The organism is Polynucleobacter sp. 71A-WALBACH (assembly GCF_018882365.1).
In the GTDB taxonomy this organism is placed as follows: domain Bacteria; phylum Pseudomonadota; class Gammaproteobacteria; order Burkholderiales; family Burkholderiaceae; genus Polynucleobacter.
The window spans coordinates 290806-305206 of the sequence record NZ_JACVOP010000002.1 but is presented as its reverse complement, the minus strand read 5'-3'; the positions used below and the strand labels follow the sequence as shown (position 1 = coordinate 305206).

Below are 14401 nucleotides of genomic sequence, written 5' to 3'. Positions count from 1 at the left end.
ATGGTGTTATGCATTCAGGGCGCGCGACCATGGCATTAATTTTTGGGCAGTGTATCGAATCAACCTATCTAAACACAGGCCAATCAGACCAATTGCAAGCATGCCAACCAAAATGTAATCCGTACGCAAAACCGTGCGTGCGTCATTAATGAGGAATCCCAAGCCAGAATTGGCGCCCACTAATTCAGCGGCTACCAAGGCCATCCAACCGACCCCTAAACCGATTCGTACGCCAGTCACAATCTGAGGCAAGGCTGCCCGCAAGACAACCCGAGTGATCACACCCCATGAGCCAGCACCCAAACAACGTGCAGCACGAATCAAGTTGGGCTCAACATTTTTTACCGCATCAATTGTATTAATCAGGATTGGAAAGAAAATTCCGAGAAAAATAATAAATTGATTCTGGGTATTACCCACTCCAAACCAAAGAATGCTTAATGGAATCCAAGCAATCGGCGGTATCGGGCGCAAAATTTCTACTAGAGGGTCTACCTGCTCATTGACCCACTTAAAACAACCCATAACTATCCCTAAGGGGATGGCCACGGATGCGTAACAAAATGCAAAGAATTCCCTGGATAAGCTATCGAATAAATGTTTCCAGATTTCACCAGACTTCATTAATTCAAAACCACCCAGCGCCACACCCGAAGGTGGTGGCAACAAGGTGGCTTCAGTTTTATCCAAAATAAACCGACTGGCATACTCCCAGGCGGCAAGCAAAATCACCAAAAAAGCTAAACGACGAAATTGCTTGAAAAAATTTATTATTTGCATGGCCCGTTATTTCTTATAAACCTTGCCATCAAAAGACCAATCTCTGGTGAGATCGCCTTTTTCTGGAAAAGCTTGTGGTTTAGTAGTATTTAATGGATTCATATAAGTCGGGTATGGAGTCTTATCCATAGGTGCCGACCAAGAGGCTGGCAAAAATGGTGGGCGTGTAGTCGTTGCCCAGCCCAGCTTATCGAATGTCTTATCCATGAATCTAGTGTCAACGGCACGGGCGAAATCAATACCAGTCAACTTATTCTGAATCCGCTTATTTTCATAGAGCCATGAATAAATCGGCTCATTGGCACGACCCCAGAACACAGGAATTGGATAAATATAATTTGGCTTATAGAGCAAGTTGTATGCAGAAATTTGCTGACGAAGAATTTCTTTGGAGTAATTCTTCAGATTAGGATCCTCTTGCATCACATCTACCGCAGCGTCTGGGTTTTTTCTAATCCAAAGAGTCGCCTCGGCAATAGCATCGGTAAATGCCTGCACAACATCTGGCGCATTATCAATAACCTCTTGACGCACATAGTACGTACCAGCGTAGATGTTGTAAGGGAAGCTATCGCTAATGATTCTGGCGTTTTTACGCTCTTTCACCATGATGGTTGGAGTCGGATCCCAAGGGACTACAGCATCTATCCCTTTAGGCATCGCCATTTGCTCGCCTGGGGGCATATTCTTCAAGATAATATCTTTACCAATCTCAATACCATTTGCCTTAGCTGCGGCCTGAATATAAAACTCAGCGGACGACCCTGTGACAATTCCAATAGTGGCAGGAGGATTAGATCCTTTAAAGTCTTTAAAGGATTTGATTTTGGAGTCTAGCGGAACCAAAACAGCGTGCATCAAATTAACATTGATCACTGCAATTGTTTTGACTGGGATATTTTTATCAACGAGAGAGCTAAAGGGGAAGTTACCTCCGTTACCAAACTGAAAACGTCCAGAAATAATCACTTCATTAATGGCGGGTCCAGATGGAAATGCTTGCAACTTTGATTCAATGCCTCGTTTAGACAAGAGTCCTTTCTTGTCCATCACTAAGTTAATTGTATTTTGGCCAGACCATGGTGGCTGAAAAGCAATTTGCAAAGGCCACCAACCTTTTTCCTTTAACCAGGCGATAGATTTAGCCGAAACTTTTTCATCGGCACCCTCAGGCCAGCCGTAATCATTAAATTTAGTAGCATTTTGAGCCATCGATAACATTGGCGCTCCCGATAGCATCGCTACTGCCAATATTGAAAATACCCGACGTGACGCGTTAAATTGTTTCATTCCCATCTCCTTAATTATTGGTTTACTTTGCATAATGCGAACCATGAGACCACCAAAAAAACTAACTCGTGAAGCTTAACTCGATACCACCTAACCTCGTTCTAATTTTTTTATATTCTTTTTTCATAACCAAATACTTCAAAAGCTCAGAAAAGGGTTGTAAATCAGAACCCCGACTCAAAGCCTCCTGAGCTCCATCTTTCAGACCGACTGCCAAGTTTTCAGGATAAAAGGCATGCAAACTTAATTGCTCCTGAGTGATTGCACGACCCCATTTTTTTCTAAGTCCTGGTAAGGCTGATTCAATCAAATCTCCAGGACGACGAGAAGCGTCATAGCTCACACCTGCCCTCGTCATTACTTCTTCACTCGGGGTGCCGGCAAGCTTGCCATAATGCCCCTTCAGATACAGCTTCACTTCATCAGGAATCGTTTTATAACGCTCGCCCTGCATGACATTTAAAACAGCCTGTGTCACGATATATTGCGCAAAAGGACTTACTAGAATTGGATAACCCAAATCAGCTCGCACCCTTGCCGTCTCCTCCAAAATCTCAGCCTCTCTATGAGAGATGCCCATCACAGCAAGCTGGGCACGTAAATTTGAAATCATCCCCCCTGGAATTTGATGCTCATACAGAGCAGGGTCGTAATTAGCCTTGACTCCACGAGGCAAACCATCGCGCGTGCATAACCAGTCAAAATACTCATCAATATTTTGCAGGGCAGGCCGATTCATTTTCGGCGCCCTTCCCAGTCGACTGGCACTCTCCCACACATCGATTACTGAAGGCAAAGAAGCGCCATTAGCTAGGCAATCTGTTGCGACATAGCCATATGAAAAACCCGCTTTAATGGCCTCTTCGTAAACCAATGGGGCTAAACCAGACTGACAATGCGAATGCAATTTAACCGGGATTCCGGATGCTGCAGAAACGATCGCTGGAAAAAGCGTGGCAGCTCTCTCAGGGGTTAGTAAGCCAGTTGGATCTTTTACTGAGATGAAATCGACTGACCTATTCACAAGCTCACGCGCCCTAGCTACAAAATAGGCGTCATCATGAACTGGACTTAAGGCATAAGTCACCATAGCGTTAACTAACATGCCATGTTTTTTTGCCGCCTTGATAGAGGAGTCAATATTTCTATTGTCATTGAGCGCGTCATAGACCGTAAGGACTTTGACGCCAGATTGTGCCAGTAACTCAACGTTTAACGCTACAACATCATCTGGAAATAACTCAAATGTATAAATACTTTGGCCACGCGTTAAAGCATCGGTCGGAGTATATAATTCCTTACTTAAAAACTCCATGCGCTTCCAGGGATTCTCCCTTAAAAAGCGAACCATGACATCAAATACTGCGCCACCCAATATATTGATGTAGCCATATCCAGCCTTATCAATATCAGCGAGAGCAGGATACATTTGAGAGGTTGTCATTCGAGTCGACCATAGACATTGGTGGGCATCACGCAAGGTCACATCAATCAATTCAAATGGCTTTTTATGCACCATCAGGCGACCTCGATGATCATCAGAGCTTGGCCAACATCTATAGAGGCGCCATCTTCTACTAAAATTTTACTGATACGACCATCGCAACCAGCCGGGATCGTACTTAATAACTTCATCACCTCGACGATACAAATATCAGCAGTAGAAGACACCACATCTCCCACCTCTACAAAGGGTGCAGAATTTGGACTCGGCCTTCTGTAAAAAGTGCCCACCATTGGACTAACTATCAATCGCTCATTAGCCGCTAATTTCAGAGCCTGAGAGGGCGCGATCTCGGGAGATGCAAGACCAGAATTACTAGGGGCTGACATAGGGATTGGAGCTGCCGCATAAATTGGATTGGCCACTTCCGGTGCACCACCGACAGATAGTTCAATTTCAAACTCTTCTGTTTTGTAAGAGAAGGTAGTAAAGACTCCAGCATCCTTGATTAAGGCCACCACTTCCTTCACCTGCTTCATTGTGAATTCAGGTGGTAGCTTTACCTTAGACGGAGCTTTACTTACTGCCGCACTTTTCTTGAGGGGAGCTTTCTTTGGGCCTGCTTTCGTCGCCGCCGTTTTCTTGGGCGATGAATGGGCCAACTTCATCTGCTTGGTGGATGGTTTGACCTTAGCCTTAGATACAAGTTTCTTTTTTGTTTGCACAGTCTCGTTTTTTTAGTTAATATTTTCTCTAATGAAATTTAAAGTATCATCAGATGAAATGCTTTAAGGGTAAACACTTAAAAATGCAAAAAAAACCAAAAATTGCTCTCTAAATGCCAGAAAAGCTGTCCCGCATAACCCCTCCGCCCGCAATATTGGAAGAATCGGCCAAATCCAGCATGGCGGAAAAGGTCTTGCTGATCCTAGAAAAGATTGCCCAATCAGACTCCCCTCTTACCTTAGAAACGATTTCTACGAGCACCGGGCTAGCTAAACCAACCGCTTTTAGACTTTTAAATACACTGGTGACACAGGGTTTCATTGAGCGCGATCCAAATGGCCGCCGATTTCAGCCCAGTTCAAAACTGCGCATTATGGGAATTAATATTCTCTCAGTTGATTCCATTCGCTCTCAACGTGTTGCCGTGATGAAGCGCTTGGTAGAGGAGATTGGAGAAACCTGTAACTTTAATATTCTCGATGGAAATAAAGTAATGTATCTCGATCGAGTTGAAACTAGTGCCCCGATACGTCTACATATCGACCTAGGCATGCGAGTGCCCTTGCACTGCACTGCGAGCGGAAAACTATTTCTGTCTCGCATGACTGAACTACAAGTAAGGCGATCCTTGGGCGCAGAACCATTTGAGCGATATACCGACAGAACCATCATTGACTATGAAACCCTTCTCCCGGAATTAGAAAAAATTCGGATTGATGGTTATGCAATAGATGACTCGGCATATCTCGATGGCTTTATTGGAATCGCCGTACCTGTAGTGAATTCAAAAAATAAAACTTTTGCCACCATCACGGCTCATGGGCCAACCCCTCGCATGCAAGTCAATTCAATTCGGTTCTATATAGAACCCTTAGAACGAGCTGCGAGAGACATACAAAATACCCTTTCAGAATCGAGTAATTAATTTTTTCACTGGAATCAATATGACTAACCCCGTAATTATTACCGTCGCCATGACAGGCGCAATCCCCCGTAAAAAAGATTGCCCCGGCCTCCCCGTCACTACGGCAGAACAGATTGAAGAAACCCATAAGGCATATGAGGCGGGAGCAGCTTTAGCGCATATCCATGTGCGCAATCCAGATGAAAGTCCGAGCTCCGATCCAGATTTATATGCAATTGTGCAAGAAGGAATTCGTAAACACTGTCCAGGCATGATCATCCAATTTTCCACAGGAGGTCGTGGACGCGACCAGTCAGCTCGAGGAGGAATGTTATTTCATCGTCCCGACATGGCGTCGCTCGCAACAGGTTCAGTAAATTTTCCCAATGGAATTTACGAGAATCCGCCAGAGTTTGTTGATGGTCTTGCAAGTGAAATGCTGAAGTACGATATTAAAGCTGAAATTGAAATATTTGATTTGGCTATGCTCTACAACGCTGCGAATCTTATCGAAAGAGGCTTGCTCAAAGCCCCGGCGCATGTACAGTTTGTGATGGGTATTCCAAATGCAATGCCGGCAAAACGATCGATCTTAGAGTTTCTGATCCGAGAATTAAAGGAAGTGATGCCAGATGCAACTTGGACTGCTGCAGGAGTAGCGCGCTATCAGCTACCTGTCAATGAATGGACCCTTGAGCTTGGCGGTCACGTTCGCACAGGCCTGGAAGACAATACCCGCTTTGATAAAACTCGGGCGGCCAAAGATAATGCCGAGCTTGTGGCACGCGTCGCTGAAATGGCGAAGATCTATAACCGTACAGTCGCTACGCCAGCGCAAGCACGTGAAATTCTTGGACTAAGAAAGCATTAATAAAGCATGAATAATCTCTCTTTTGATTACATCGTAGTCGGCGGAGGCTCATCGGGCTGCGTGCTTGCCAACAGGCTCTCTGAGGATCCAAAAAATTCTGTTTGCCTGATTGAGGCGGGTCCAAAAGATCGATCCCCCTGGATTCATCTACCCATTGGTTATGCAAAAACGATGTGGGATCCAAACCTGAACTGGAAGTTTCAAACAGAACCAGATCCAGGCATGAAGGGCAGACAGATTTACTGGCCCAGAGGCAAGACTTTGGGCGGCTCTAGCTCTATCAATGGCTTGATCTTTATTCGTGGGCAAAAGGAAGATTACAACCACTGGCGCGATCTAGGCAATATCGGATGGGGTTGGGACGATGTACTGCCCTACTTCAAAAAAGCTGAGGGTAACGATCGATTGGGCGAACCCCTGCACTCGCAGACTGGTCCGTTAAAGGCATCCTCTATTCCTAAAAAACATCCTCTTGTGGAGGCATTTAAAAAAACTGCCAATCAATTAAGTGTTCCTAATACTGATGATTTCAATAATCTGACACAAGAGGGAGTCGGCTACTATCAACTGACAACTCACAAAGGCTTTCGTTGCAGCACAGCCGTGGCCTATTTACGTCCCGCCAAAAAACGTCAGAATCTAGAGATACTGACCAATAGCCAGGCTTGTAAGGTAATTTTTGAAGGTAAGCGCGCAGTAGGTATTGAAATTATTCAAAGTGGTGTCAAGCGCATTATTCGAGCGAACAAAGAGGTCATATTAAGCGCTGGCGCGATTCAAAGCCCCCAAATCCTCCAGCTCTCTGGTATTGGCCCAGCAAAGCTTCTACAAGAATTTAATATTCCCATCATTCAAGATTTGCCAGGTGTTGGAGAAAATCTTCAAGATCACCTCCAACACAGACTTATCTATGAGCTCAATCAACCGATCTCCACAAACGACCAACTCTCCTCTTGGTTTGGTCAGCTCAAGATGGGTCTAGATTGGCTTTTATTTAGAGGCGGGCCACTGTCGATCGGCATCAATCAAGGCGGACTCTTTACCCGCGTTATGCCAGACTCGAAATCGCCAGACATCCAATTTCACCTAGCCACCCTATCCGCTGAAATGGCTGGCGGAAAGGTTCACCCATTCTCCGGCTTCACGATGTCTGTCTGCCAACTTCGCCCCGAATCTCGAGGTCATGTTCGGATTCAATCCGCAGATCCATTGGTTCCGCCGAAAATGTTTGCAAACTACCTAGCCAGTCAGTATGACCGTGATATCAGCATAGCTGCTGTGAAATATGCTCGCAAACTTTCACAAACTGAACCTTTGCGCTCATTGATCACGCGAGAGGTTAAACCTAATAACCCACAAACGGATGAAGCCATCTTAGACTTCTGCCGTGAAAATGGCGCCACTATTTTTCACCCTACTGGCACTTGTCAAATGGGTGCGGATACTAATCCACTAGCGGTACTCGACTCCTCGCTCAGGGTGAGGGGCGTCCAAGGACTTAGGGTTGTTGATTGCTCAGCCATGCCAACACTACCTTCTGGCAATACCAATTGGCCTGCAGTGATGTTGGCTGAAAGAGCCTCTGACCTGATCTTAGGAAGAATATAACAACCCCATGCATTTTTTTATCTTCTCTTTAATTGGCGTCATTACTGGATTGCTAATGGCCCTATTTGGCATAGGTGGAGGGGCTTTTATTGTGCCCGCCTTGGATGCTGCGTTTTTTTCAGTGCCGAACTCCATTCATCCACCGTTTCAACTCATCGTCATCGGGAGTCTAAGTACCATTGTCATTGGATCACTCCCTAGAGCAATACGGGTACTAAGTCAAAGTCGCGGTGATCGAAGCGTTGCAACCATCCTCATATTAAGCTCACTCCCCTTTATTCTCCTAGCCAGCCTGGCATCCACTAAATTAACTGATTCAACCTTACGAATTGGATTTGCTGTCACCATTACGCTCATTGGTTTGTGGACCTTTTTTGGCAAGAATCCCGCAAATCTCACAGACGATCGATTGATCAAGCCAAGTAAGGCGAAGTTAGTCGCCGTTGGAGCCATCTCCGGAATTTCTTCTGCACTATTTGGGCTTGGTGGTGCAACGCTGTTAATGCCGCTCCTAACGATGTGGGTAGGGTTACCCATTGCTACCTGCGTAGATATTTCAATTCTCTTTGTTTCCATTACCTCTATGGTGAGTCTAGGCTCATTGGCATCCGCCTGGGTTGGCGTCCATGGAATGGATAGCATCAACAACTCTACTATTACCTTAATACTGATACTCGGGGTTAGCGCAGCCATCACGCAAACTTTTGCCGCAGGAAGACTTGTCAGCTTGAAAGATAGTCTAAGACAGAAATTACTGGGTTGCTATCTCATCGGCCTAGGGGTATGGGTTACTATTTCAGCGCTTATTTAGAGTCTGTTAAGCGACGAGCTCCAATAACTTTAAGCGTTGCACTTTTCCAGAAGGGCCTCGCGGTAAATCTTCCATAAAGCGGATAATTTTAGGCGTTCTAAATTTGCCCAGCTCTTTGACACAGAATGCCCGCATCTCTTCCTCGGAGCATTGGGTATCAGGCTTAAGAATGATACAGGCCATAATTTCTTGCCCATAATTACTATCAGGAATTCCTACGGCAGCAGCATCCAAGACTGCAGGATGTTTCAGTAGCGCCTCATCAATCTCTCTTGGAGCGATATTTTCCCCGCCCTTAATAATCAACTCTTTTAGGCGGCCAGTAATAAAATAGAATCCGTCTCCATCACGCATGCCAAGGTCGCCGGTTTTTAACCAGCCGTCTTTATCAAATGCTTTTGCCGTTTCAGCCTCAGCTTTATAGTAAGCACTTAAAACATTACCGCCTCGTAAGCAGATCTCCCCGACTACATTTTCCGGAAGAAGATTGCCCTCTGGGTCTACAACTTTAGCCTCAACACCGCAAGGTAGGCCAGGACTGCCATAACGCCTTCTCTCATCATGTGGATTACAAAAGACCATGGAGGCTGATTCAGTCATACCCATGCCTTCAATAACCGTAATTCCAAATAACTTTTCAAATTCACGATGGTGTTCAGGCGGCAGAGGAGCTGATGCAGATCGACCAAAGCGGATCGATTGCAATTCCTCTCGGGAGGGTAAGGATCCGCCACTCTTAGCTGCGTTGATGAGGTAAGCAATGATGGTTGGGACCATATTGATCCAGGTGCACCGATACTTAACTGCCAAATCCCACCAGCTTGAAACGGAAAAAGCATGGGGCGCCACCACAGATCCACCAGAAACAAATGGTGTGATGGTCGAGATTACTTGACCATTGATATGGTAAATGGGCAAGGAACTCAAAACAATATCTTGCTGCGTTAAAGAATGCCAGGCGGCCATCGAACGAGCAGCATGCAATAAATTTGCATGTGTCAGTAATACACCCTTTGGAGTTCCTGTCGTACCTGAGGTATACATCAAAAGAGCTGGGCTACCAGTCGCTACACTTGGAAATTCAATTGACTTGCCACCAATGAAAGGGCCTTCGTGAGCATCTGGATCCAATTCAAAAATGGGAAACTTTCTATCCGTCTTTTCTAGGGCATCCAAAAGACTCTGCTTCTTATCTGGCGAATAAAACAATATCTCAATATCGCTATGATCTAAAACCCATGCCAATTGATCGCGTGGAGCTAACAAATTCAAAGGGGTGATGACTCGACCCGAGGCCATTGCCGCCAAAAATATTGTGGTTGTTTGGCGACCATTTTGCATATACAAGCCAATATGACCGCCACCACTTACTCCTTGGGTCTCTAACCATCCAGCAAAATGATGCGCTTCTTGCGCTAGTTGCCCATAAGTCAAAACGACATCATTTTCAGGGGCAAATAAAAATGGCTTGCTTGCCTGCTCTCTTGACCAATGCGACATGACTTCACCAATGTTTTGGCAAGATGCGGTCATAAGAAAAACTTTCTTAATATCATTTTCATCAACTGGCAATCAGAATGTATTACTGTGGAAAGCGAGTGAAATAAGTCTTTAGCAAGTCCTCTACCCTTGGCACGCTCTCTGGGATGGGGCGAACCACTCTTGTGATATTTAGATAGTGGCGATAATTCATATTCTCTGAAAAGTTATTCTTTCCCCATGTCCCGCAACCCATTGATAAAGAAAATGGTAAGCCATTCTCAAAACTTCCACCGGTTGCAATGGCATGTGCCTGGTTAACAATAATTCGAGCAACAGGAAGTTCCTGAGCAAGTTCTGCGGCACGACCCTCCATTACCTTTCCAGATCCAGCAGTATGAAGACCTACAGAGTGGCCAGCACCCTGGTACGCATAAACATTCGCAATCAGGTTTTTAGCTGCCTCAAAATCAGCGACTTTCCAGACCGTCAGAACCGGGCTTAACTTTTCCCCAGAAAAAGGAAAATCAGGCCCATAACCAGTTTGCTCGACCATAAAAAACTGGGCTGATTTAGCTTTAGGATTTTGCAATTGAGCGCGCTCAGCTATAACCTCAGGGTCCTGGGCAGTTAGCGTTGATGTCAGTTTTCCATTTTGGAACATGACATCTTCGAGTCTTTTTGTATCGGCGGCGTCCAACATAACTCCACCAGCAGCCTCCAACGACTTAATTGCCTGCGCATACACATCCGCACAAATTACAACTCCGTTCTCACTTGAACAGCTCGTCGCGTTATCAAATGTTTTTGATTGCGCAATTTTTGCAGCAGCAGAATCAAAATCCGCAAGCTCATCAATAATGACAAGCACATTGCCAGCGCCAACACCAAACGCAGGGGTACCGCAGGTATAGGCCGCCCGAATATTTGACTGTGAACCAGTAGCTACCACCAAGTCAGCCAATCTCATTAGTTCATTTGTTGAGTCTTTTGTAATGGGTGAAGGCAACATCTGCACTAAATCTCGCGGTGCATGCACTAGATCCAACTGATGATGTACAAACTCAAGTAGACGAGCGCAGGTTGACTGCCCTTTAGGCGAAGGGGCCACTACAACTGCATTGCGGCACTTTAAGGCATTGAGAATTTTATTAATCGGCGTAGCACCAGGATTGGTAGATGGTGTAATTGCCGCGACAACGCCAACAGGCCGACCATATTCAGTCAGACCAGTTTTCAAATTCTCAGAAATAATGCCTACTGTTTTAGCGGCATTGAGATCTCTCACTAAGCCTAGAGTTTTTCTGAAATTCTTCTTAAACTTATCCCCTACATCACCAAGCCCAGTATCTCTCACCGCTAACTCAGCTAACTCTTGGTTGCGCTGAGGCTCCAAGATTGCCCAAGCAACAGCCTCAACAACTAAATTCACTTCTTCTTGGGTTGATTTCTCAAAAATCTTTTGAGCTACTCTTGCACGCTCAATAATGGCTTCAACTGGTGTCATAAATTTACTTATATAAAATTTTTATAAAAAGCTTGAAATCAAATCACTCGGCTTTGATAGCTGCTTCCTTGGTTACTTTTTTCCACTTAACTAATTCGGCCTTAACAACAGCGCCTAATTGAGCTGGCGTACTTCCCACAGCTTCCGCCCCCTGACCCATTAACTTTTCTTTAACGGCTGGCTCAGCGAGCACCTTGATGGTTGCTTTATAAAGCGTATCAATAATAGTTTGCGGGGTTTTAGCTGGGACAAACATCGCATACCATGAGTCCACCTCATAGTCTTTAAATCCTAATTCCACCATCGTAGGAACATCTGGGAATATAGCGGAGCGCTTCACGGTAGAAACTGCAAGCGCCTTAAGCTTTCCTGCTTTCACGTATGTAGCGGCTGCGGGTATCGATACCCACAACAAAGGAACTTGACCCGCCATCACATCGGTAATTGCAGGACCACCTCCGCGATAAGGGATGTGCATCATCGATACACCTGCAGAACTAGCCATCATTGCTCCAGCCAAATGGCCTGGAGAGCCATTACCCACTGAGGCATAAGAAACGGCATCTGGCTTAGCTCTTGCCATATCAATTACATCCTTGACATTCTTGGCAGGGAAGTCAGGATTTGCGACCAAGATCTGCGGCAATGAGGCTACCAAAGAGACAGGTGAAAAATCTTTTTCGGTATCAAAAGCGAGTTTTGGAAAGATCGCTGGATTAATGGTGTGAGATGAAAGTGTGAAAAGCACTGTGTAACCATCAGCTGCAGATTTGGCAGCAATGTCGGTTCCAATAGACCCACCAGCACCGCCACGGTTATCAATAATGATCTGTTGACCAAGCGCCTGACTCAAGGGCTCTTGCATGATGCGGGCAATAACGTCAGTCCCCCCGCCAGGCGGATAAGGCACGATAAATTTAATAGGCTTTGTAGGCCAAGATTGGGCAAGAACGCCAGCGCTAAAACTGGTGGCTCCAATACCGAGAACTAAGGCTGAAAGAACAGTGACTGCAAGATTGCTTCTACGCATGTTTCATCTCCTGTTTTGACCCAACCAGATAGGCCTATATTAGCCTTTATGGATCACTCTGGTTAGGATAACTAATCTTACTGAACGGAACAAGTTGTTTCGTATAAGTAAAAATACTAACATTTTCCCTAGGAAATACAAGTATGTTCTATTAGAATGAACAAAATGACACAATTCATGAGATTTAAAACCTATGGCTGAATTAGAGATAAACGATCAGATTGACCTGGGAAAGCGGGATGGTGCAGGTGAAAACTCATCCATGCTTAAAGGGGTAATCATCTTAGAAGCGCTGGCTGCCTTGCAGCAGCCTGTTACCTTGGCGCAACTAATGCAGATTACTGGCATGCCAAAAGCCTCTTTACACCGAACTTTAGCCATTTTTGAAGAGGCTGGATTGGTAGCTAGGGAGCCTGGCGGTCGGACTTACGCTCCTGGTGAACGCTTATCTAAGTTGGCCATGGCCACCTTGACTCATGACACCGTTTCAGCCGTTCGACATAGCATCTTGCGAAAATTAGTTGCTGATCTTGGGGAAACTTGTAACTTAGCTATTCTCAGACGTGGTGAATTGTTTTACTTAGATAGGGTTGAGGCCAACTGGGCCCTTCGACTACACCTGCCACCGGGTACCGTCTTGCCACCCCATTGCAGTGCTAGTGGAAAACTATTGCTCGCCTTTAAGCCACCCGAGGAGCGTGCGAGACTTTTAGAAAACCTACCCTTAGAAAAATTTACGCATAGAACCATCACTGATCACCATTTGCTGGAATCAGAGCTGGAGAGAATTGTCACTACTGACTACGCAGTGGATAACGAAGAATATGTGTTGGGGGTTTCCTGTGTAGCCGTTCCAGTTCGAGACGCATCCGGCGAAGTGGTTGCCGCCATAGCGGTTCATGCCGCCACAGCCAGACTGCCGCTAAATCAAGCCATGGAGCACATTCCAAAACTCAAAGAAGCAGCAACACGTATTTCCCACACACTCTCCTGATGTGAGTATCGAAAGAGTAAATCTTAAGGACATTCTTAAACGTGAAATACCCACTCTTAGAAAAACTCATAGAGGAATCTAAAAGCACCTTACCACTAGGTGTTGTCTACCCCTTAAGTTCGCCAGCATTGGAAACTGTATTCGAGCTCATTAAAAAAGAGTTGTGCGTACCCATTCTGATTGGCCCTAAAGTGCGCATTCAAGAGTTGGCAATGAAGGAGGGGCTATCCCTGGCGGGCCTAGAGATTGTCGACACGCCAGATGACCCCATTGAGGCCACCAAAAAAGCAGTGGAAATGGTGAAAGACGGAAAGTTGGCCGTGCTCATGAAAGGCTCCCTGCACACGGAAGACTTAATGGGCCCGATTGTTAGCCGGGACGGTCTGCGCACCAAAAAAAGAATTAGCCATCTTTTTCTATTTGAACTCCCCCACTACCATAAGCTACTCGGAGTCACCGATGGCGTTGTCAATATCTCACCAAATGCTATTCAAAAGAGAGAGATTCTTAGAAATAGCTTAGAGGCATTTCACAAGCTTGGAATTGACAGTGTAAAAGTGGCCATCATTGCAGCAACAGAAGTTGTCAACCCAGCAATGATATCCACCGTTGAGGCAAAGGAAATTGTGGATGCTCATCTTGCCGATCCAATCTCCCCAAACACCATCATCGAAGGCCCGTTTGGATTTGACAATGCGATTTCCGCGGAGTCAGCCAAAACAAAAGGGATTTCCTCAAAAGTATCTGGAGACCCTGATCTGTTATTGATGCCCGATTTACAGGTGGGTAATATCCTCTACAAATCTTTCGTCTATGTAGCGGGCGGAGAATGTGCTGGCACCGTTTTAGGCGCGCAAGTCCCCATCACACTTACATCCCGCTCAGACTCCGTATTTTCAAGAATAGCCTCAACAGCAATGGCTATTCGCCTCGCTAGCAAATCTCTCTAACCGAGTA

At 45.6% G+C, this 14401-nt stretch carries 13 protein-coding genes; 6 read left to right on the top strand and 7 right to left on the bottom strand.

Translation table 11 applies throughout. From position 1 onward, the window contains the following. Positions 1-6 precede the first annotated feature (6 nt). From ICN42_RS09175 to accB, 4 genes are all read right to left on the bottom strand, one after another. Complete coding sequence (locus tag ICN42_RS09175) at positions 7-780, bottom strand: ABC transporter permease (protein WP_216253629.1); 774 nt, start codon at positions 778-780, stop codon at positions 7-9. Positions 781-786: 6 nt separating this feature from the next. Beyond that, positions 787-2070 (bottom strand): ABC transporter substrate-binding protein, encoded by a 1284-nt coding sequence (locus ICN42_RS09170; protein WP_216253626.1) that lies wholly within the window; start codon positions 2068-2070, stop codon positions 787-789. A 61-nt stretch (positions 2071-2131) separates the two neighbouring features. Further along, complete coding sequence (locus tag ICN42_RS09165) at positions 2132-3589, bottom strand: pyruvate carboxylase subunit B (RefSeq protein WP_216253624.1); 1458 nt, start codon at positions 3587-3589, stop codon at positions 2132-2134. Continuing rightward, positions 3589-4239 carry an acetyl-CoA carboxylase biotin carboxyl carrier protein gene (gene accB / locus ICN42_RS09160; RefSeq protein WP_216253621.1) on the bottom strand — a complete coding sequence of 217 codons (651 nt, stop codon included), beginning with the start codon at positions 4237-4239 and terminating at the stop codon, positions 3589-3591. The genes ICN42_RS09165 and accB overlap by 1 nt, the downstream gene beginning before the upstream one ends. 113 nt (positions 4240-4352) lie before the next feature. Between accB and ICN42_RS09155 the strand changes: the two genes are divergently transcribed. From ICN42_RS09155 to ICN42_RS09140, 4 genes are read left to right on the top strand one after another with little or no spacing between them, the layout of a single operon-like run. Beyond that, positions 4353-5165 (top strand): IclR family transcriptional regulator, encoded by an 813-nt coding sequence (locus ICN42_RS09155; RefSeq protein ID WP_216253618.1) that lies wholly within the window; start codon positions 4353-4355, stop codon positions 5163-5165. A 19-nt stretch (positions 5166-5184) separates the two neighbouring features. Then, complete coding sequence (locus tag ICN42_RS09150; RefSeq protein WP_216253616.1) at positions 5185-6015, top strand: 3-keto-5-aminohexanoate cleavage protein; 831 nt, start codon at positions 5185-5187, stop codon at positions 6013-6015. Between the two features lie 6 nt (positions 6016-6021). Continuing rightward, complete coding sequence (locus ICN42_RS09145; protein ID WP_216253613.1) at positions 6022-7623, top strand: GMC family oxidoreductase; 1602 nt, start codon at positions 6022-6024, stop codon at positions 7621-7623. A gap of 7 nt (positions 7624-7630) precedes the next feature. Next, positions 7631-8434, top strand: a complete 804-nt coding sequence (locus tag ICN42_RS09140) for a sulfite exporter TauE/SafE family protein (RefSeq protein WP_216253610.1) — start codon at positions 7631-7633, stop codon at positions 8432-8434. Positions 8435-8440: 6 nt separating this feature from the next. On the opposite strand, the gene ICN42_RS09135 is transcribed toward ICN42_RS09140, so the two are convergent. Genes ICN42_RS09135 through ICN42_RS09125 form a run of 3 tightly spaced genes read right to left on the bottom strand, consistent with a single transcriptional unit; the run spans position 8441 to position 12450 of the window. Continuing rightward, positions 8441-9967, bottom strand: coding sequence for an AMP-binding protein (locus tag ICN42_RS09135; protein ID WP_216253608.1), 1527 nt, complete (start codon positions 9965-9967; stop codon positions 8441-8443). A gap of 49 nt (positions 9968-10016) precedes the next feature. Further along, positions 10017-11420 (bottom strand): aldehyde dehydrogenase family protein, encoded by a 1404-nt coding sequence (locus ICN42_RS09130; RefSeq protein ID WP_216253606.1) that lies wholly within the window; start codon positions 11418-11420, stop codon positions 10017-10019. Between the two features lie 43 nt (positions 11421-11463). Further along, positions 11464-12450: a tripartite tricarboxylate transporter substrate binding protein gene (locus ICN42_RS09125; RefSeq protein ID WP_216253604.1), complete on the bottom strand. Its 987-nt coding sequence runs from the start codon at positions 12448-12450 to the stop codon at positions 11464-11466. 193 nt (positions 12451-12643) lie between these two features. Here ICN42_RS09125 and ICN42_RS09120 point away from each other — a divergent pair, with 193 nt between their 5' ends. Then, complete coding sequence (locus ICN42_RS09120; RefSeq protein WP_255539333.1) at positions 12644-13444, top strand: IclR family transcriptional regulator; 801 nt, start codon at positions 12644-12646, stop codon at positions 13442-13444. Between the two features lie 41 nt (positions 13445-13485). After that, positions 13486-14394 carry a bifunctional enoyl-CoA hydratase/phosphate acetyltransferase gene (locus ICN42_RS09115; RefSeq protein WP_216253602.1) on the top strand — a complete coding sequence of 303 codons (909 nt, stop codon included), beginning with the start codon at positions 13486-13488 and terminating at the stop codon, positions 14392-14394. The last annotated feature ends 7 nt before the right edge of the window (positions 14395-14401 follow it).

What these genes read in the sequence shown, in the direction of transcription:
- ICN42_RS09175 (WP_216253629.1), bottom strand. Translation starts at nt 780, where the DNA reads ATGCAAATAATAAATTTTTTCAAGCAATTTCGTCGTTTAGCTTTTTTG.
- ICN42_RS09145 (WP_216253613.1), top strand. Translation starts at nt 6,022, where the DNA reads ATGAATAATCTCTCTTTTGATTACATCGTAGTCGGCGGAGGCTCATCG.
- ICN42_RS09140 (WP_216253610.1), top strand. Translation starts at nt 7,631, where the DNA reads ATGCATTTTTTTATCTTCTCTTTAATTGGCGTCATTACTGGATTGCTA.
- ICN42_RS09120 (WP_255539333.1), top strand. Translation starts at nt 12,644, where the DNA reads ATGGCTGAATTAGAGATAAACGATCAGATTGACCTGGGAAAGCGGGAT.
- ICN42_RS09155 (WP_216253618.1), top strand. Translation starts at nt 4,353, where the DNA reads ATGCCAGAAAAGCTGTCCCGCATAACCCCTCCGCCCGCAATATTGGAA.
- ICN42_RS09130 (WP_216253606.1), bottom strand. Translation starts at nt 11,420, where the DNA reads ATGACACCAGTTGAAGCCATTATTGAGCGTGCAAGAGTAGCTCAAAAG.
- ICN42_RS09165 (WP_216253624.1), bottom strand. Translation starts at nt 3,589, where the DNA reads ATGGTGCATAAAAAGCCATTTGAATTGATTGATGTGACCTTGCGTGAT.
- ICN42_RS09170 (WP_216253626.1), bottom strand. Translation starts at nt 2,070, where the DNA reads ATGAAACAATTTAACGCGTCACGTCGGGTATTTTCAATATTGGCAGTA.
- ICN42_RS09135 (WP_216253608.1), bottom strand. Translation starts at nt 9,967, where the DNA reads ATGACCGCATCTTGCCAAAACATTGGTGAAGTCATGTCGCATTGGTCA.
- ICN42_RS09150 (WP_216253616.1), top strand. Translation starts at nt 5,185, where the DNA reads ATGACTAACCCCGTAATTATTACCGTCGCCATGACAGGCGCAATCCCC.
- ICN42_RS09125 (WP_216253604.1), bottom strand. Translation starts at nt 12,450, where the DNA reads ATGCGTAGAAGCAATCTTGCAGTCACTGTTCTTTCAGCCTTAGTTCTC.